20 protein-coding genes are annotated in these 17,979 nt (G+C 52.6%); 8 read left to right on the forward strand and 12 right to left on the reverse strand.

The features are described from left to right. The 4 genes from trmH to gmk all read right to left on the reverse strand — a co-directional run bounded on the left by trmH (nucleotide 1) and on the right by gmk (nucleotide 3,979). Nucleotides 1–690 carry a tRNA (guanosine(18)-2'-O)-methyltransferase TrmH gene (gene trmH, locus AC3G3F_RS09640; protein ID WP_000993815.1) on the reverse strand — a complete coding sequence of 230 codons (690 nt, stop codon included), beginning with the start codon at nucleotides 688–690 and terminating at the stop codon, nucleotides 1–3. Nucleotides 691–895: 205 nt separating this feature from the next. Then, the gene (gene spoT / locus AC3G3F_RS09645) at nucleotides 896–3,007 is read right to left on the reverse strand and encodes a bifunctional GTP diphosphokinase/guanosine-3',5'-bis pyrophosphate 3'-pyrophosphohydrolase (RefSeq protein WP_000280481.1); all 2,112 of its coding nucleotides are present in this window, start codon (nucleotides 3,005–3,007) and stop codon (nucleotides 896–898) included. 18 nt (nucleotides 3,008–3,025) lie between these two features. Next, nucleotides 3,026–3,301, reverse strand: coding sequence for a DNA-directed RNA polymerase subunit omega (gene rpoZ / locus AC3G3F_RS09650; protein WP_000135058.1), 276 nt, complete (start codon nucleotides 3,299–3,301; stop codon nucleotides 3,026–3,028). A 54-nt stretch (nucleotides 3,302–3,355) separates the two neighbouring features. After that, entirely contained in the window at nucleotides 3,356–3,979 is a 624-nt protein-coding gene (gene gmk / locus AC3G3F_RS09655; RefSeq protein WP_000046966.1) for a guanylate kinase, read from the reverse strand. A gap of 256 nt (nucleotides 3,980–4,235) precedes the next feature. On the opposite strand from gmk, the gene ligB reads away from it, so the two are divergent. Continuing rightward, nucleotides 4,236–5,921 (forward strand): NAD-dependent DNA ligase LigB, encoded by a 1,686-nt coding sequence (gene ligB / locus AC3G3F_RS09660; RefSeq protein ID WP_430721847.1) that lies wholly within the window; start codon nucleotides 4,236–4,238, stop codon nucleotides 5,919–5,921. Here the strand turns inward: ligB and AC3G3F_RS09665 are convergent. After that, nucleotides 5,918–6,535 (reverse strand): trimeric intracellular cation channel family protein, encoded by a 618-nt coding sequence (locus AC3G3F_RS09665; protein WP_000924334.1) that lies wholly within the window; start codon nucleotides 6,533–6,535, stop codon nucleotides 5,918–5,920. The genes ligB and AC3G3F_RS09665 overlap by 4 nt on opposite strands. Before the next feature lie 250 nt (nucleotides 6,536–6,785). Beyond that, on the reverse strand, nucleotides 6,786–7,667 hold the full coding sequence (locus AC3G3F_RS09670; protein ID WP_053529943.1) for an HARLDQ motif MBL-fold protein: 882 nt from the start codon (nucleotides 7,665–7,667) through the stop codon (nucleotides 6,786–6,788). 73 nt (nucleotides 7,668–7,740) lie between these two features. Between AC3G3F_RS09670 and AC3G3F_RS09675 the strand changes: the two genes are divergently transcribed. Then, nucleotides 7,741–8,643 (forward strand): LysR family transcriptional regulator, encoded by a 903-nt coding sequence (locus tag AC3G3F_RS09675; RefSeq protein WP_220529597.1) that lies wholly within the window; start codon nucleotides 7,741–7,743, stop codon nucleotides 8,641–8,643. A gap of 49 nt (nucleotides 8,644–8,692) precedes the next feature. Here AC3G3F_RS09675 and AC3G3F_RS09680 read toward each other — a convergent pair whose 3' ends face one another. After that, a complete protein-coding gene (locus AC3G3F_RS09680; protein WP_053509308.1) occupies nucleotides 8,693–9,556 on the reverse strand; it encodes a YicC/YloC family endoribonuclease in 864 nt (287 codons plus the stop codon). A gap of 125 nt (nucleotides 9,557–9,681) precedes the next feature. Between AC3G3F_RS09680 and rph the strand changes: the two genes are divergently transcribed. Both rph and pyrE read left to right on the forward strand, forming a co-directional pair. Continuing rightward, a complete protein-coding gene (gene rph, locus AC3G3F_RS09685; protein WP_001247078.1) occupies nucleotides 9,682–10,398 on the forward strand; it encodes a ribonuclease PH in 717 nt (238 codons plus the stop codon). Nucleotides 10,399–10,476: 78 nt separating this feature from the next. Continuing rightward, complete coding sequence (gene pyrE, locus AC3G3F_RS09690) at nucleotides 10,477–11,118, forward strand: orotate phosphoribosyltransferase (RefSeq protein ID WP_220652156.1); 642 nt, start codon at nucleotides 10,477–10,479, stop codon at nucleotides 11,116–11,118. 79 nt (nucleotides 11,119–11,197) lie between these two features. Here pyrE and slmA read toward each other — a convergent pair whose 3' ends face one another. From slmA to coaBC, 3 genes are all read right to left on the reverse strand, one after another. Next, complete coding sequence (slmA, locus tag AC3G3F_RS09695; protein WP_023247292.1) at nucleotides 11,198–11,794, reverse strand: nucleoid occlusion factor SlmA; 597 nt, start codon at nucleotides 11,792–11,794, stop codon at nucleotides 11,198–11,200. A 107-nt stretch (nucleotides 11,795–11,901) separates the two neighbouring features. Next, on the reverse strand, nucleotides 11,902–12,360 hold the full coding sequence (gene dut, locus AC3G3F_RS09700) for a dUTP diphosphatase (RefSeq protein WP_000976078.1): 459 nt from the start codon (nucleotides 12,358–12,360) through the stop codon (nucleotides 11,902–11,904). Beyond that, a complete protein-coding gene (gene coaBC, locus AC3G3F_RS09705; RefSeq protein ID WP_226311897.1) occupies nucleotides 12,338–13,558 on the reverse strand; it encodes a bifunctional phosphopantothenoylcysteine decarboxylase/phosphopantothenate--cysteine ligase CoaBC in 1,221 nt (406 codons plus the stop codon). Before coaBC ends, dut begins: the two co-directional genes overlap by 23 nt. Before the next feature lie 175 nt (nucleotides 13,559–13,733). Between coaBC and radC the strand changes: the two genes are divergently transcribed. From radC to mutM, 4 genes are all read left to right on the forward strand, one after another. Further along, on the forward strand, nucleotides 13,734–14,399 hold the full coding sequence (gene radC / locus AC3G3F_RS09710) for a RadC family protein (protein WP_023247295.1): 666 nt from the start codon (nucleotides 13,734–13,736) through the stop codon (nucleotides 14,397–14,399). Nucleotides 14,400–14,615: 216 nt separating this feature from the next. Beyond that, complete coding sequence (gene rpmB / locus AC3G3F_RS09715; RefSeq protein WP_001519051.1) at nucleotides 14,616–14,852, forward strand: 50S ribosomal protein L28; 237 nt, start codon at nucleotides 14,616–14,618, stop codon at nucleotides 14,850–14,852. A 20-nt stretch (nucleotides 14,853–14,872) separates the two neighbouring features. Then, entirely contained in the window at nucleotides 14,873–15,040 is a 168-nt protein-coding gene (gene rpmG, locus AC3G3F_RS09720; protein WP_001051798.1) for a 50S ribosomal protein L33, read from the forward strand. Between the two features lie 98 nt (nucleotides 15,041–15,138). After that, nucleotides 15,139–15,948, forward strand: a complete 810-nt coding sequence (mutM, locus tag AC3G3F_RS09725) for a bifunctional DNA-formamidopyrimidine glycosylase/DNA-(apurinic or apyrimidinic site) lyase (RefSeq protein ID WP_023247296.1) — start codon at nucleotides 15,139–15,141, stop codon at nucleotides 15,946–15,948. Nucleotides 15,949–15,971: 23 nt separating this feature from the next. On the opposite strand, the gene coaD is transcribed toward mutM, so the two are convergent. Both coaD and waaA read right to left on the reverse strand, forming a co-directional pair. Further along, on the reverse strand, nucleotides 15,972–16,451 hold the full coding sequence (gene coaD / locus AC3G3F_RS09730) for a pantetheine-phosphate adenylyltransferase (protein ID WP_001171884.1): 480 nt from the start codon (nucleotides 16,449–16,451) through the stop codon (nucleotides 15,972–15,974). A gap of 8 nt (nucleotides 16,452–16,459) precedes the next feature. Continuing rightward, the gene (gene waaA / locus AC3G3F_RS09735; protein WP_023247297.1) at nucleotides 16,460–17,737 is read right to left on the reverse strand and encodes a lipid IV(A) 3-deoxy-D-manno-octulosonic acid transferase; all 1,278 of its coding nucleotides are present in this window, start codon (nucleotides 17,735–17,737) and stop codon (nucleotides 16,460–16,462) included. Nucleotides 17,738–17,979: the final 242 nt, after the last annotated feature.

The raw sequence follows: 17,979 nt of genomic DNA on the forward strand, positions 1-17,979 counted from the left end.
TTACCCTGCCGCCTGCATCGTCGCCCACCAGTCAGCATCGGCGTCGATTTCGCCCTGCTGATTGACGCGAGGATAAGGCAGACCTTTACGTTTAGCGACTTTCGCCAGCACCGGATAACCGCCCTCAAACAGCAGGCGCTGCTGTTCATCTTCTGGCAACATACTATTTTCACGCAGATACATGCCCGCGTTCTGTCGCTGGCGCTGGGCTTCATAAAGAATGAGCGCGGAGGCGACGGAAACGTTCAGCGACTGTACCATGCCGATCATAGGAATGATGATATCCCGATCCGCCAGGTCTAATGCTTCCTGAGTAATACCGGTTTTCTCCTGACCCATCAGAATACAGGTCGGGCGCGTGTAATCAATTTCGCGAAAGTCCACGGCCTTATCAGAAAGATGGGTTGCCAGAATCTGCATTCCCCGTCCTTTCAAATGGGCTACCGCATCGCCAATGGTACGGTGCGTTTTCACCTGTACCCAACTGTTGCTGCCCGCCGCCGCGGAAGCCATGGTGCGCATCCGGCTACCGGGCCAGACAGCATGGACTTCATGGACGCCAACGGCATCTGCAGTACGAATGATTGCAGAAACGTTATGAGGTTTGTGGACTTGCTCCATGCAGACCGTGAGATCAGGCTGACGCCTGGCGAGCATTTCGCATATACGCGCATAACGTTGTGCATTCATTGATACTTCATCCTTCAAATTGCCTCGGCGTTAGCTGCTGGTTACTCGGCTCGTCCATGAGCCTCGCCCTGCGGGCCACCGCTTTGCGGTGTTCAAATCTGTTCCTGACAGATTTGTCATTCACCCCAGCCACGTACTTCTGTACGCTTCTGGGGAGTCATTCGCTTGCCGTTTTAATGCAATGCGAATGATTTTGCGTAAAAAATTAGTTTCGGTTACGGGTGACTTTAATGACGTCTGGCATCACGCGGATTTTGCGCATGATATTCGCCAGATGTACGCGATCGCGCGCGGTAAGGCGAATAAAGGTACTATAGACGCGACCATCTTTCTCTTCAGTATTCAGGCTTTGAATATTGGAGGTGGTCGTATTAATCGCCGCCGTCAGGTTAGCCAGCGCGCCCTGATGGTTAAACATTTCCACCTTGATTTCGGTAATGAATTCCTGCTCCGTCTCTTTGTCCCATTCGACCGCCATAAATTTCTCTGGCTCTTTCTGGTATCCACGAATATTACGGCAGGATTCATGGTGGATCACCAGTCCTTTACCTGGGCTGACGTGAGCGATGATTGGGTCGCCTGGGATCGGACGACAACACTTCGCAAAGGTGATCAGCACGCCATCGGCGCCTTTAATTGGCAGGTGGCCATGATTCGATTGCGCAACGGTCGGCACCACGGCTTCACCTTGCTGAAGATTCTTTGCGACCACTACGCTCATCGCGTTGCCGAGACCGATTTCCGCCAGCAGATCGTCAAGCGTTGCCAACTTCATACGATCCAGCTCACGCTGAATATTTTCCTGCGGAATTTCCGCCAGCTTACGGCTACCGCCTAAAGCATGGTTAAGCAGACGGCGCCCCAGGCTTACGGAGTCATCACGTTTGAGGTTTTTCAGCAACTGACGAATTTTAGCGCGCGCTTTAGAGCTGACGACAAAGTTTAGCCAGGCGGCGTTGGGACGCGCGCCCGGCGCGGTAATAATTTCGACGGTCTGACCGCTGCTAAGCGGCTGCGACAGCGGATAAGGCTGGCGGTCAACACGCGCGCCGACACAGGCGTGGCCGATGTCGGTATGCACTGCATAGGCAAAATCCACCGGCGTAGCGCCAGCGGGCAGTTCGACAATGCGCCCTTCCGGGGTGAAAACGTAAATCTCATCCGGGAAGAGATCGGATTTTACGCTTTCGATAAATTCAAACGAACTACCGGCGCTCTGTTGTAGCTCCAGCAGGCTCTGCATCCAGCGCTGAGCGCGGATCTGCGCCGTGGTGCTGGTCTCGCCGTGTTCTTTATACGCCCAGTGCGCTGCGACCCCCATTTCCGCCATCTGATCCATATCTTCGGTACGGATCTGGACTTCAACAGGAACGCCGTGCGGGCCGATCATCGAGGTGTGCAAAGACTGATAACCGTTCGCTTTGGGAATGGCAATATAGTCTTTAACGCGTCCCGGACGCGGCTTATAGAGGCTGTGCATCTGGCCGAGTACGCGATAACAAGTATCGGAGTCATGGACGATCACACGAAACGCGTAGATATCCATGATCGAGTGAAAACGCTGCTCTTTGAGCACCATTTTGCAGTAGATCGAGTAAAGGTGCTTTTCGCGACCGCTAACGCGACACGGAATTCCCGCCTCTTGCAAACGTCCTTCGATTTCAGAGAGGATTTTTTGGATCATCTCTTTACGGTTGCCGCGCGCAGCTTTTACCACTTCTTTGATGACGCGGTAACGATTGGGATACAGCGCTTCAAAACCCAGCTCTTCCAGCTCGGTTTTAATGTGATGAATACCTAAACGATGTGCCAACGGGCTGTAGATTTCGAGGGTTTCACGGGCAATACGACGACGTTTATCCGGGCGTAACGAGCCCAGCGTGCGCATGTTATGGGTACGGTCAGCAAGCTTAATGAGGATGACGCGGATATCCTGCACCATCGCCATAATCATTTTGCGAAAGTTTTCGGCCTGCGCCTCTTTCTTATCGCGGAACTTGAGTTTATCAAGTTTCGACACCCCCTCTACCAGCTCGGCAACGCTTTTACCGAAAAGCTGTTCCATGTCCTGGTAGGTGGCGGGGGTATCTTCAATCACGTCATGCAGCAGAGCAGCCATCAGCGTTTCGTAGTCGAGTTTCATCTCGGCCAGAATACAGGCCACCGCTACCGGGTGTGTGATATAGGGTTCACCGCTTGAACGTGTCTGGCCCTCGTGAGCGTCACGTGCAACGAGATACGCCTGCCGAAGACGCTTAATCTGGTCTTCCGGCAGGTAGGTTTGAATCAGTTGATTCAGGCTTTCAAACAGATACAAGGGCGACCCGCTTTGTGATTAACGACGACCTTCAGCAATAGCGGTAACGGCTTGTAATTCAGCGGCTTCCTGCTCTTGCTGTTCCTGGCGTTCGCGGACGTCGAGGATCTGGTTGTTAATCAGACCTTCTTCGATTTCGCGTAGCGCGATAACGGTAGTTTTATCGTTTTCTTCCGGTACCAGCGGATCCTTTCCGCCTACCTGCATCTGACGAGCGCGACGCGCGGCGACCAGTACCAGGTCAAAACGGTTACCAATTTTCTCTACAGCGTCCTGAACAGTTACGCGTGCCATACTTAAAATGCTCCACAGGTGAAGAAATGACTGGGCATGATACTGAAAGTGGGTTCAGTCTGCCAACAATTTGCTGATTAAAGCGTCATGACGCTGCTTTTGGCGGCTCATACGCAGACGTTCAGCGCGAATGATGGTTTTCAAATCGCTTAACGCGGTATCAAAGTCGTCATTCACAATAAGATAATCATATTCGGCGTAATGGCTCATTTCTGCAACCGCTTGCGCCATTCGTTTGGCAATGACTTCTTCGCTATCTTGCCCGCGACCGCGTAAACGGCGATCCAGTTCGATCTTTGACGGCGGCAAAATAAAAATGCTGCGTGCTTGCGGCATTTTTTCGCGAATTTGCTGGGCGCCCTGCCAGTCGATATCCAGAAAAACATCGACGCCGGTTGCCAGCACTTGCTCAATGGTTTCGCGAGAAGTGCCGTAATAATTGCCAAACACTTCCGCGTGCTCCAGAAACGCCTCCCTGCCAATCATGGTCTTAAACTCGTCATGATTTACAAAGAAATAGTGCTCACCGTGCACTTCACCTGGACGCGGCGCGCGCGTGGTATGTGAAACGGAAACCTGGGTGTCATACAACGGTTGGGTTTTTAATAAAGCCTGAATCAGGCTGGATTTACCCGCGCCACTGGGGGCAGAAACAATATAAAGCGTACCTTGAGCCATGAGCATCTTACGTATGTGATTATCGAAATAGAGCCTTGATACGGGCTTATTATACACATCGCCGTTATGCGACGTAGTCTTTGTCACACTTTTTGCGCCAGATTATTGCATTTTGCGTCCCTTTTTCCGCTTTTATTGCGTCGTTGCAGCAACCCACTAAAAAATCTGGAAAGCGGCTCGGATGATGCGTTTTTACCTCTCGGTTTTTATTCCCTGAAGCGTTATACCTGCCGGGCAATATGCACAGGAGGTCGTGATGAGATTATGGAAAAGCGTGGCGTGGGGCATTTTATTGTGGCATTCGCAGAGTGGGGCGCTTTGCCCGGCCTGGCCACCAGCAAGGGCCACTGAAGAAATCGCCCGTTTACAGCAACAGCTCGCTGACTGGAATGACATCTACTGGAAACAAGGTGTTAGCGCGGTTGACGATAGTGTGTACGACCAGCTCAGCGCAAGGCTGGTTCTGTGGCAACGTTGTATTGGTCAGGATGTTTCATCTACTCCGGTTTCACCGCCGTTAAACGGTACAACAATGCATCCTGTTGCACATACGGGCGTTCGTAAACTCGCGGACCGGCAGGCGGTAGCGCAGTGGATGCGCGGGCGCAGCGAGCTTTGGGTACAACCAAAAGTGGATGGCGTAGCGGTAACGCTGGTTTATCAGAACGGTAAACTGATCAAGGCTATCAGCCGGGGTAACGGACTACAAGGCGAGGACTGGACGCCAAAAATTCGCCAGATCCCCTCTATACCGCAGACAACGCGAGGCGCGCTTGCCAACGCGGTATTGCAGGGCGAAATTTTTCTACAGCGCGAGGGTCATATCCAGCAACAAATGGGCGGGATGAATGCGCGCTCGAAAGTCGCAGGGATGTTAATGCGCCAGGATAACGCCTCCGCGCTAAATTCGTTGGGTATTTTTATTTGGGCGTGGCCGGATGGTCCGGCAAATATGTCCGACAGATTAAGTCAACTTGCTAAGGCTGGATTCAGTCTGACGCAGACATATTCCCTGGCGGTAAAAAATGCCAGCGAGGTCGAGCGCGCGCGCCAGTCATGGCTGACGTCAGCATTACCCTTTGTGACGGATGGCGTAGTGATACGCATGGCTAAAGAGCCCGCATCACAACACTGGCGACCTGGGCAGGGCGACTGGCTGGCGGCATGGAAATATCCACCGGTAGCGCAGGTCGCGCAAGTGAGCGCTATTCAATTCTCGGTGGGGAAAAGCGGCAAAATTGCCGTAGTAGCGTCACTTGTCCCCATTATATTGGATGATAAGCGGGTTCAGCGGGTCAATATCGGTTCTGTGAAACGTTGGGAAGCGTGGGATATAGCGCCGGGCGATCAGATCCTGGTGAGTCTGGCCGGGCAAGGCATTCCCCGGCTTGATGAGGTTGTCTGGCGGAGTCGTGAGCGGAGTAAGCCTGTGCCGCCTGGTAGCCATTTTAACTCGCTGACCTGCTTTTACGCGTCGGCAATGTGTCAGGAACAGTTTATCTCCAGGCTGGTATGGCTGGGGTCACGGTCGGCGTTGGGTCTGGGCGGAATGGGCGAAGCCAGTTGGCGGGCTTTGCATCAGACGCATCGCTTTGCGCATATCTTCTCCTGGCTTGCCCTGACGCCAGCGCAAATAGCTAATACGCCAGGCTTTGCTAAAGGAAAAAGCGAGCAGATATGGCGGCAATTTAACCTGGCGCGTCGGCAGTCGTTTACCCGCTGGATCATTGCGATGGATATCCCCTTAACGCAGGCCGCATTACAGGCCAGCGGCGATCGTTCATGGGAACAGTTATTAATGCGAACAGATCAACAATGGCGGCAGTTGCCAGCGACGAGCGAGCGTCGTGCCGGGAGAGTTATCGACTGGCGGGATAATCCGCAGATCAAGGCGCTGAGCAGATGGCTGGCTGCTCAGCATATTCCCGGATTCGGGTCTTAGTGTCCTTCATGGCGGTAATAAAATACCGGCAGGCCAAGTTTAAGACGTAGCGCTAATAACCTTGCTGTAAAGCCAAACAGTAGCGTAGAGATAACGACGACATCCGGATTCATGACGTAATGTTGTAGCGCAATATAGAGCACCGCCGAGGCGAACGAAATGCCGGCATATAGCTCTTTTTGAAACACCAGTGGGATGCGTTTACAGAACATATCGCGGAGTACGCCGCCAAAGACGCCGGTAGTGACGGCGGCCACTACGGCAATAATTGGCCCCTCGCCCATATCAAGGGCTATCTGAGCGCCAATAATAGAGAAAACTACCAGCCCCAGCGCGTCAAGTACCAGGAAAAGCTTGCGTAAATAGGGCATGACGGGAGCAACAATTGTGGTCAATACAGCGGCAGTCGCCACAATAATGACATATTCGGGATGCTTCACCCAACCTAGCGGATAGTGACCGAGCAGAATGTCGCGAACCGAGCCTCCGCCAATGGCGGTAGCGGTAGCAATAATAATTACGCCGAATGTATCCATGCGACGACGACCCGCAGCGAGTGCGCCCGTCATGGCCTCGGCAGTAATGCCAATTAAATAAAGAACGTGCAACAGCATGATTTCCCCCTAATTTACTGGGGGCGAAGATTAACGATTTGTGCGCTGTATCACGATTGAGATTTTCTAAGGCATTACTCTATTAATAAATTTTAGTAATGATTTTAAATTTATGATTAATAATTATTTATTATAAATATCAATAAATTGAACATCATTTTTGTGGTTTATTTTATGTGAAGCATTTCTATTTTGACTTAGATAAATTACCTGAACGGCGCCCTGGACGCGCCGCCGATTCGTCATTTCATTATGGCTGCTGTGCGGTAAGCTGTGTGATGAAGCGCTGACGCGAGCGTTCCACATACTGTTGCAAGCCATTGGAATCAAAGAATGCCTGTGTATCGCCGTTGCGAAGTTGCTGTCGTTTCTCCAGTAGCCCGAAGCGGTCACCTTTGTTGGCAATAAAGATATCAACATGCTGGGCGGCCAGTGTTTTAAAGCTGCTCTGAATATCAGTAACCAGGTCAGGGTAATTTTTGTTGTTAATCAGCAGATAGTCGGGTGTGGCGAGACTATCGGCGTAAATTAGCGTCTTGCCGTTGCGGAGCGTTACGCGCCAGGAGGTTGAGCCGGGTAGATGTCCAGGCGTGAATAGTGCTGTCACGGTTATCCCTCCGAGGCTGATACTTTCCTGGTCGTGGATAATTTTATCGGTGGTGACGGGCGGGAAGGGGAGCGCATCGCCAAGCGCAAAATCCTGTCGTCCACCCCTCGCCATCTGATCGGCGTTGGGTTGGCTGGCGACCAATTGTGCGCCACTCCACCCTTTTAAACGTGCCATGCCCCCCGCTTGATCCAGCCGCGCATGGCTGTTCAACAGATAGCGCACGTCAGTGAGGCGAAATCCTGCCGCTTCAATATTCGCTTTAATTTGCGGTGCGCTTTCATCCAACCCCGCATCAATAAGAATATGCCCTGCCGGGGTGGTCAGTAGAATAGAAGAGAGATTTTCTGTGCCGACATACCACACGCCTTCCGTGATTTGAAACGGCTCCATAGGCTTAGCCCACGCTTTAAACAGTGACAACGGCGGAGCGGGTGATAACGGTTGTGAAGGATCTAATGCCGCCATTGCAGGAAGTGCTGATGTTGAAAATATACATACAAAGAATAATACATAGCGATTCATAATGTTCTCCTGATTGAAGCGCCCGCAGTATACCTGGCAGTAATTTAGCCAGGTTCAATAAGAGAGACGTTTAATGAACTTGCTGCAAATGGATATGAACCTGTTAAAAGTACTGTATGTGCTGCTAGAGACCAGCTCTACGGGGAAAACGGCGCAAAAGCTGGCTTTGTCGCCTTCTGCGGTAAGTCATGCGCTAATGAGATTGCGCGATGCGCTAAACGATCCGTTGTTTCGACGGGAAGGGAACCGCCAGATTCCTACGTCTTATGCGCAGGCGCTACGTGACAAATTGGCGCCTGTGTTTGTTTCGCTTAATGAGGAGCTGTTTGGCGATAAAGAGAACGGCTCCCGTTGTTTCCGGGTGGTACTTCCTCCCGCATTGAACGCGCTGCTTACGCCCGTTCTCGCAGAGAAAGGTTATCTTCATCAGGCGGTGATCGAGTGCCTTCCTTTTGCCCGCCGACCCTGGCGTGATGAATTGTTGGATAGCTCGGTTGATTTGGTGCTGGCAATTGGCGACCATCAAAAGCAGGTCAGCGCTCTGCATTACGAACGGGTGGGGACTACGCGTTTGATCGCGGTTTATGGCACGCCATTGCGTTCACGTCTGGAGAATGCCGCAGCGTTGAATTTTGCTGATCTACAGCATTATCAGCACATTTACTGTTTGCCATGGACAAAAGAGAACAACGAACTGGACAGGCAGCAGGCTCGTGCCGGATTTGAACGTCCGCTGGCGTTTGTTTGTCATGATTACAGCCAACTTGCGCCTGCTGTCCAGTCGGCGCCGCTGATGGCTATTGTACCGTGCCCCTGGTATGAAAATTTATCCGATAAGCGTGGTCTTTTTGTCCTGCCGCTTGCCGGAGAGCAGGCGGAAGGCGCGATTTTCATGCAGTACCGGGCTTCGACGGTAGAGTGGAAGCGACGCCTTATCGAAGCCATTCGCCGGAAATTAAAAACGTACTACCAATAAACGCGAGAGCCCGCATAAGGCGGGCGCTGTGACGTATTGAGCGCCAGAATTATTCGATATTCTGAATTTGCTCGCGCATTTGCTCGATCAACACTTTTAATTCAATAGCGGAGTTAGTTACATCAGCGTTGATGGATTTGGACGCCAGGGTGTTCGACTCACGGTTAAATTCTTGCATCATGAAGTCCAGACGGCGACCTACCGCCTCTTTTTTCTTCAGAATGTTGTAAGTCTCTTTGACGTGCGCTTCCAGACGATCCAGCTCTTCCGCCACATCAATGCGTTGCGCCATCATCACCAGTTCTTGCTCCAGACGGTTGTTTTCAAGCTGTACCTGCGCGTCTTCCAGCTTGGCAACCAGGCGTTCACGCTGCCATCGCAAGATTTCCGGCATATGCGCGCGAACTTTCGCTACTTCGGCGCTGACGCCTTCCAGCCGTTGTTCAATCAGCGCTTTTAGCGCCTGGCCTTCCGTTTCACGCGCTACGATAAAGTCGTCCAGCGTACCGTCCAGCGCGGCTAAAATTTCTGCGGCAATCGCGTCCAGATCCTGCTCTTGCGCCGCCATGACACCTGGCCAGCGCAAAATATCAACCGGATTGATTTCCCCTTCGTCGCTCTGCATTTTGACCCAGTTTGCGGCGCTAACCAGTTGTTTTGCCAGCTTTTCATTCAGAATAAGCTCGCCTTGCGCGCTGGCATCGGGTTCAAAACGCAGCATGCATTCGACTTTGCCGCGCGTCAGACGTGTACGAATGCGCTCGCGCACGACGGGTTCAAGACTACGGAACTGTTCCGGCAGACGAAAGTAAGTTTCCAGATAACGCTGGTTTACCGAGCGCATTTCCCAGGTCGCGCTACCCCATTCACCCTTAATTTCACGCCGGGCGTAGGCGGTCATACTGCGGATCATAGATGTTCCCGTTTTTAAAGGAGAGATGAGGGGATTATAGCTATCCAGGCCTTGTCAGGATAGGAATAACCATCGGAAGTCCGTATAATGCGCAGCCACATTCGTTTTAAGTCGGAGATCTCAATATGCGTCCAGCAGGCCGTAGCGCTAATCAGGTGCGTCCCGTAACCCTGACCCGTAACTATACAAAACACGCTGAAGGCTCGGTACTGGTCGAATTTGGAGATACCAAAGTGTTGTGCACCGCCTCCATTGAAGAAGGCGTCCCGCGTTTTCTGAAAGGACAAGGCCAGGGGTGGATCACCGCTGAGTACGGCATGTTGCCTCGCGCCACCCATACCCGTAACGCGCGCGAAGCGGCAAAGGGTAAGCAGGGTGGTCGTACTATGGAAATTCAGCGTTTGATCGCGCGTGCGCTGCGTGCGGCGGTCGATCTGAAAACGCTCGGCGAATTTACCATTACGCTGGACTGCGATGTAATCCAGGCCGATGGCGGTACGCGTACAGCGTCTATTACCGGTGCCTGCGTGGCGTTGGCGGATGCGCTGAATAAGCTGGTTGCAAACGGTAAGCTGAAAACCAATCCGATGAAAGGCATGGTGGCGGCGGTTTCCGTAGGCATCGTTAACGGCGAAGCGATCTGCGATCTGGAGTATGTTGAAGATTCCGCCGCAGAAACCGACATGAACGTCGTGATGACCGAAGACGGCCGCATCATTGAAGTACAGGGCACCGCGGAAGGCGAACCGTTCAGCCATGAAGAACTTCTCACTTTGTTGGCGCTGGCCCGAGGGGGAATTGAATCCATTGTAGCGACGCAGAAGGCGGCGTTAGAAAATTGATTTTAAGGCGACTGAAAAGTCGCCTTTTTTTTGTCCGTAAATTTCGTAAATGATGAAAGTAAGAAAAGGAGCGAATCCATGAAGCCGTATCAGCGCCAGTTTATTGAGTTTGCGCTTAACAAGCAGGTACTAAAGTTTGGCGAGTTTACGCTGAAATCCGGGCGCCAAAGCCCCTATTTCTTCAACGCCGGGCTGTTTAATACCGGGCGCGACCTGGCGTTGTTAGGCCGTTTTTATGCCGAAGCGCTGGTGGATTCCGGTATTGAATTTGATCTGCTGTTTGGCCCCGCATACAAAGGTATTCCGATCGCGACGACGACAGCGGTTGCGCTGGCGGAACATCACGATAAAGACCTGCCGTACTGCTTTAACCGCAAAGAGGCAAAAGATCATGGCGAAGGCGGGAATTTGGTGGGCAGCGCGCTACAGGGCCGCGTGATGCTGGTGGATGACGTGATTACCGCAGGTACGGCGATTCGCGAGTCTATGGAGATTATTCAGGCGCACGGGGCCACGCTGGCAGGCGTACTGATTTCGCTGGATCGCCAGGAACGTGGCCGCGGCGAGATTTCCGCGATTCAGGAAGTGGAGCGTGACTATGGCTGTAAGGTTATCTCCATCATTACGCTGAAAGACCTGATTGCCTATCTGGAAGAAAAACCTGATATGGCTGAGCATCTGGCTGCTGTGCGGGCATACCAGGAAGAATTTGGGGTGTAAGCGAATTGCCCGGTGGCGCTACACTACGCTTACCGGGCCTATGTTTCTGTCGCCTGGATAAGGCGTGAGTCGGCCAGCGTTACTGTAACTGAGCGGCAATGAGCGGCCAGCGGGCGTCGAAATCGTCCGTTGGACGGTATTTAAATTCGCTACGCACGAACCGTGAAAGCATACCTTCACAGAAGGCGAGCAGTTGACTTGCCAACAGTGTTTCATCCGTCGCGTAGCCTTCGCCTTCACGCATTCTTTTTTCTCGTAGCACCTGGCGGAGCTGCGCTTCGATGCGTTCAAAAAGCTGGTTAATGCGCCCCTGCAGGCGGTCCTGTTCAAACATCAGCGCGTGCCCGGTAAGAATGCGCGTCAGGCCAGGGTTGCGTTCGCCAAAACCCAGAATCAGCAACACAATCAGTCGCAAACGCGTGCTGGTGTCTTTTTCATCTTTTAAAATCAGGTTGATACGGGTAATCAGACTATCTTCGATAAACTCAATCAGGCTATCGAACATGCGGGTCTTGCTGGGAAAATGGCGATATAGCGCCGCTTCGGAAACGCCGACCGAGGCCGCCAGTTTTGCCGTCGTGATGCGTTGGCTTCCATCGCTGGATTCAAGCATCAGCGCCAGAGACTGAAGTATTTCTTCGCGACGATTCCTTTTCGCAGTTTGTTTTTCTGCCATGTTACAAAATACCCCTGAAAATAAGCACTTGCCAGGCGAGCACCCACGCTATAACCGCAAACTCAGCGCTTGCGGCAGTATTATGACGTTATTGGGATGCGTACAATTTACTTACGGCCAGAATGACCGAAGCCGCCCTCGCCACGTTCGGTGGCGTCAAATGCTTCCACCAGATTAAATTCGGCCTGAACGACCGGAACAAACACCATTTGCGCGATACGCTCGCCCGGTTCAATGGTAAAACTGTCCTGACCACGGTTCCAGATCGAAACCATCAGTTGCCCCTGATAATCGGAATCAATCAGCCCGACCAGGTTGCCCAGCACGATACCATGTTTATGGCCCAGGCCCGAACGCGGCAACATGACTGCCGCCAGTGATGGATCGGCGATATGAATGGCCAGTCCGGTAGGCACCAACGTCGTTGCACCAGGCGCCAGTTCTACGGCGTCGTCGAGACAGGCGCGCAGGTCAAGCCCGGCAGAACCAGAAGTAGCATAAGTCGGCAGCGGAAACTGCTGACCAACACGCGGGTCCAGAATCTTAACGTCGATTTTTTTCATCATAACGGGTCACGATCTCGTCGAGTAATAATTGGCCCAGGAGTTCTTTTCGCTCAAGCGGTAAGACTTTATCTCCATCCTGCCAGAAAAGGTGTAAAGCGTTTTTATCGCTATTAAATCCCTGATTTGAAAGTGAAACATCATTTGCACAAATCAGGTCAAGGTTTTTACGGATACGTTTTTGCCGGGCGTATTCTTCCACATTATTCGTTTCCGCGGCAAACCCAACAACGTAGGGGCGATTGTCACTGAGCGCGGCCACCCCAGCGATAATGTCCGGGTTTTTGACCATTTTTATTAGTAATTCATCACTTTGCGCCGCCTGTTTTTTGATTTTTTCACTGGCGATAGTCTCTGCGCGATAGTCAGCCACGGCGGCACAGCTAATGAAAATATGCTGCTGCTGAACGGCGGACTGAACAGCGGCTTCCATGTCCAGCGCAGTTATGACATCAACCCGTTTTACAAAAGGCGGCGTCAGTAGCGAAACGGGACCGGAGATCAGCGTGACATTTGCGCCGCGACGCGCGGCGGCCGCCGCAATAGCGAAGCCCATTTTACCGGAGCTGTGGTTGGAAATATAACGCACCGGGTCGAGCGGTTCGCGCGTCGGACCTGCCGTAATCATGATATTAAGATGTTGCAGATCGTTGACAGCAGAGAAATGCGCGACGGCCTTATCGACGATAACTAATGGGTCCAGCATTCGGCCAGGACCTACATCGCCACATGCCTGACTGCCGCTATCCGGCCCCCAAATGAACAGACCGCGAGAGGCGAGTACCTCCAGATTATGTTGCGTGGCGGCAGCGCGGTACATCTGTTGGTTCATGGCCGGAAGAACGGCTACCGGGGCTGGCGTCGCCAGGCAGATGGTGGAGACTAAATCATTAGCCATACCCGATGCTACACGGGCGATCAGATCGGCGGTCGCGGGGGCAAGAATAACCAGGTCGGCCCATTTCCCCAACTCGATATGCCCCATCGCGGCTTCGGCGGCAGGGTCAAGCAGACTGTCGGACACCGGATAACCCGACACTGCCTGTAAGCTCAGGGGGGTAATAAAGGCTTTTGCCGCCTCGGTCATTGCCACGCGCACGTCAGCGCCGCGCTCACGTAAACGGCGTACCAGCTCCGGCGTTTTATACGCAGCGATACCGCCGCTAACGCCAAGAACAATTTTTTTACCGGCCAGGCTCATCATGTCTTTCCTGTTGGGTGATTTTGAAAGGCGGCTATTTTATCACAATCTCTACGGCGTCGTGTCTTTGCCTGCGCTCCACTTTGCGAGGCGCTACGCAAGAACAAAATCGGGGCATCGATCTCTCCCAAAGGCTATGCCACTATGCCGCTTCCTTAAAAAAGGAGGTGCGCGTATGGATACGTTGGACGGATTATTGCCGCGTGAAAAAATGCTCAGATCCGGCATTGCTTCCCTTAGCGATGTTGAGCTGCTGGCGCTTTTTTTACGTACCGGCACGCCGGGAAAAGATGTTATGACGTTGGCAAAAGAGATGTTGCAGCGCTTTGGGTCGCTGTATGGCCTGCTGTCGGCGGACTTTGCGCAGTTTCGCGGCGTAAACGGTATCGGCCTGGCGAAATTCGCGCAGTTGAAAGGCATTGCTGAGCTGGCAAGGCGCTATTACAGTGTGCGCATGAATGAGGAAAGTGCGTTGCTAAGTCCGGAAATGACGCGGGAATTTCTGCAAAGCCAACTGACGGGCGAGGAGCGTGAGATCTTTCTGGTGATCTTCCTCGATGCCCAACACCGTGTGCTTCAGCACAGCCGCCTGTTTTCCGGCACGCTTAACCACGTAGAGGTGCATCCGCGTGAGATTGTCCGGGAAGCGATTAAACTCAATGCCTCGGCGGTCATTCTGGCGCATAATCACCCTTCAGGCTGCGCAGAGCCGAGTAAAGCGGATAAACTTATCACCGAGCGCGTGATAAAGTGTTGCCAGTTTATGGACATCCGGGTGCTCGATCACCTGATAATTGGCCGCGGAGAGTACGTTTCTTTTGCCGAACGCGGCTGGATTTAAGGTACTTTGCGCGATCCATCGGGATCTTTGTCTGTTCGGGACTTGAGCATATCGCCGGGTCAGCGTATACTACGCCACCTTTGAGAATCTCGGGTTTGGCATTTGGGCCTGGCAATCGGGGGTTCACTTAGAACCGTCGTGACCGGGCTTTACAGCCTGACGAGGCGCCAATACCCCATACGAAGCTCGAGCTAATTTGATTTTTGGAGAATAGACATGTCCCGAGTCTGCCAAGTTACTGGCAAGCGTCCGGTGACCGGTAACAACCGTTCCCACGCACTGAACGCGACTAAACGCCGTTTCCTGCCTAACCTGCACTCTCACCGTTTCTGGGTTGAGAGCGAGAAGCGTTTTGTCACCCTGCGTGTATCTGCTAAAGGTATGCGTATCATCGATAAAAAAGGCATCGAAACAGTTCTGTCTGAACTGCGTGCCCGTGGCGAAAAGTACTAAGTACTAAGAGGAAATAAATCATGGCTAAAGGTATTCGTGAGAAAATCAAGCTGGTTTCTTCTGCTGGTACTGGTCACTTCTATACCACTACGAAGAACAAACGTACTAAACCGGAAAAACTGGAGCTGAAAAAATTCGATCCAGTTGTCCGTCAGCACGTGATCTACAAAGAAGCGAAAATCAAATAATTCTCGCTTTGATGTAACAAAAACCTCGCCTCGGCGGGGTTTTTTGTTTTTCTGGCCGTCCCCATATTAATAAGACCTGTCACACTGCCGGAGACGTTATGCCTGAATTACCCGAAGTTGAAACCAGCCGCCGGGGTATTGAACCCCATTTAGTTGGCGCTACTATTCTGCACGCCCATATCCGTAACGGTCGTCTGCGCTGGCCGGTTTCAGATGAAATTTATCGTCTGAGCGATACGCCCATCCTCAGCGTGCAGCGTCGTGCCAAGTATCTGCTGCTGGAGCTGCCTGACGGCTGGATAATCATTCACCTGGGGATGTCGGGAAGCTTGCGGATACTGGCGGAAGCGCTGCCGGCGGAAAAGCACGACCATGTCGATTTGGTGATGAGCAATGGCAAAATTCTACGTTATACCGATCCTCGCCGCTTTGGCGCCTGGTTATGGACCAAAGAGCTGGAAGGGCATAACGTACTGGCGCATCTGGGACCGGAGCCGCTAAGCGATGAGTTTAATGGCGAATATTTGCAGCAGAAATGCGCGAAGAAGAAGACGGCGATTAAACCCTGGCTGATGGATAACAAGCTGGTGGTCGGCGTGGGGAATATCTACGCCAGCGAGTCGCTGTTTGCCGCTGGTATTCACCCTGACCGCCTGGCGTCGTCACTCTCGACAGAGGAGTGCGACCTGCTGGCGCGAGTGATTAAAGCCGTTTTGCTGCGCTCTATCGAACAAGGCGGGACAACGCTGAAGGACTTTCTGCAAAGCGATGGAAAACCGGGCTATTTTGCGCAGGAGTTGCAGGTGTACGGGCGCAAAGGCGAGCCGTGTCGGGTATGCGGTACGCCGATAGTCGCAACGAAACACGCACAGCGTGCGACGTTCTATTGCCGTCACTGTCAGAAGTAAAACGCCAGGCCCGGCAAGGAGACTTATTTCAACTTATCCATTAGCGCCTGATGCACATTGTCCGGCAGAAAGTGGGTCACATCGCCCTGATGGCGCGCCACTTCTTTGACCAGCGACGATGAAATAAACGACCACTCTTTGGACGGCATCAGGAAAACGCTTTCCAGTTGCGGCATCAGATGACGATTCATATGCGCCAACTGCATTTCATATTCAAAATCCGCCACCGCGCGCAGACCACGAATCAGGATATTCGCCTGTCTGTCGCGGGCGAAATTGGCCATTAGGTCGCTAAAGCCCACCACCTCTACGTTACCCAAGTGTGCGGTCGCTTTTTGCGCCAGCGCCACACGTTCGTCCAGAGTGAACATGGGTTTCTTACCGGGGCTGGCGGCGATGGCCAGAATGACATGGTCGAACATCTGCGTTGCGCGCGTCACAATATCGAGATGACCGTTGGTAATCGGATCAAACGTGCCTGGATAAATCGCCCGTTTTTGCATGACAGCCCTCAATGCGTTTTCGGTGGCAGATAGGGTTCTAACAGTTGCAGCAGACGCTGGAGCGCGCCCTGATTTTGATAGAGCACTTCAACTGCGTGACGTCCGTAGAAATTACGATAATCAGCGTCGGTCAGTAAAGAGGAAACTTCTTTTGCCAGCGTAGCCGCATCAATAATAGTGATAAGTCCACTCGCCTGCTCCAGACGGGCGCAAATATCTTTAAAGTTAAAGGTATGCGGCCCCATCAGTACCGGAATCGCATGGGCGGCAGCCTCCAGCGGGTTATGACCGCCGCGCTCAACCAGTGAACCACCGACAAAGGCGAGATCGGCAATTCCATAGAGCAACATTAACTCGCCCATGGTATCGCCTACCACGACCTGAGTACTGGCGGACGGCACTTCGCCCGAAGAGCGAGTGATGTAGCTTAACCCTGCCTGGCGCACAAGATTGATAGCATCCGGGAAACGCTCCGGATGGCGAGGCACCAGAATCAGTAATAAATTCGGGAATTGATGTAATAACGCCTGGTGAGCGGCGATAACGATACTCTCTTCGCCATCGTGGGTACTGGTGGCAATCCAGACTGGCCGGTGCGGCGCCCACTGGCTACGTAGCGTAACGGCTTTAGCCGCCAGTTGCGGCGTAACTGAAATATCAAATTTCAGACTACCTGTGACCGTGACTTGATTGTTCTTCGCGCCCAACGCCACAAAACGTTCGCCATCTTCTTCGTTTTGCGCGGCAATCAGGGTGATACGGCGCAGGAGCGTACGGACAAACTTGCCAAGCTTCGTATAACCCGCGGCGGAACGGGCGGAAAGCCGCGCATTAGCGATTACCAGCGGAATATGACGTTTGTGCAGCGCAGCAATCAGATTTGGCCAGAGCTCAGTCTCCATGATCAATACCAGCTTAGGGTCAATCTTATTGAGGAAACGATTGAGCGCATCGGGCAAATCATAAGGCAAGTAAACGTGCTGAACATCGTTGCCAAAGGCAGACTGGACGCGCTCCGAGCCGGTCGGCGTCATGGTCGTTACGGTAATAGGCAGATCGGGATAGCGATGACGTAGAGCTCGGACCAATGGGATGGCCGCCAGAGTTTCGCCCACCGAGACGGAATGCAGCATGATTCCGCCCGGTTTCAACGGACGGCGGTAGAATCCGTAGCGTTCACCCCAGCGCTTACGATAGGCCGGCGCTTTACGTCCACGCACCCAAAGCCGTATCCAGATCAGAGGCTGAATAAGGTAGAGAAGAGCGGTGTAAAGCAATTCGAGCATAGTAAATAGCTGACTTATGGATGTGCTGGGGATTCTATGTATTTAGCCTGGGCTTTACCATTACTTTTCCCGTTTTTGCGCCAAATTGGCTCAGAAGCGGGGATTCCAGGCGCGAAACCTCATTATTTTTGCATTTTTACGCAATCCATTGAAATTTGCCGCCCTTGTCGCCCCAGGCAATTGGAATGACCATTCAAAATAGAGGGGTAAATTAATATCTCTTTGAATTTATAATTAAAAAA

Source organism: Salmonella sp. FC25216 (genome assembly GCF_057751355.1).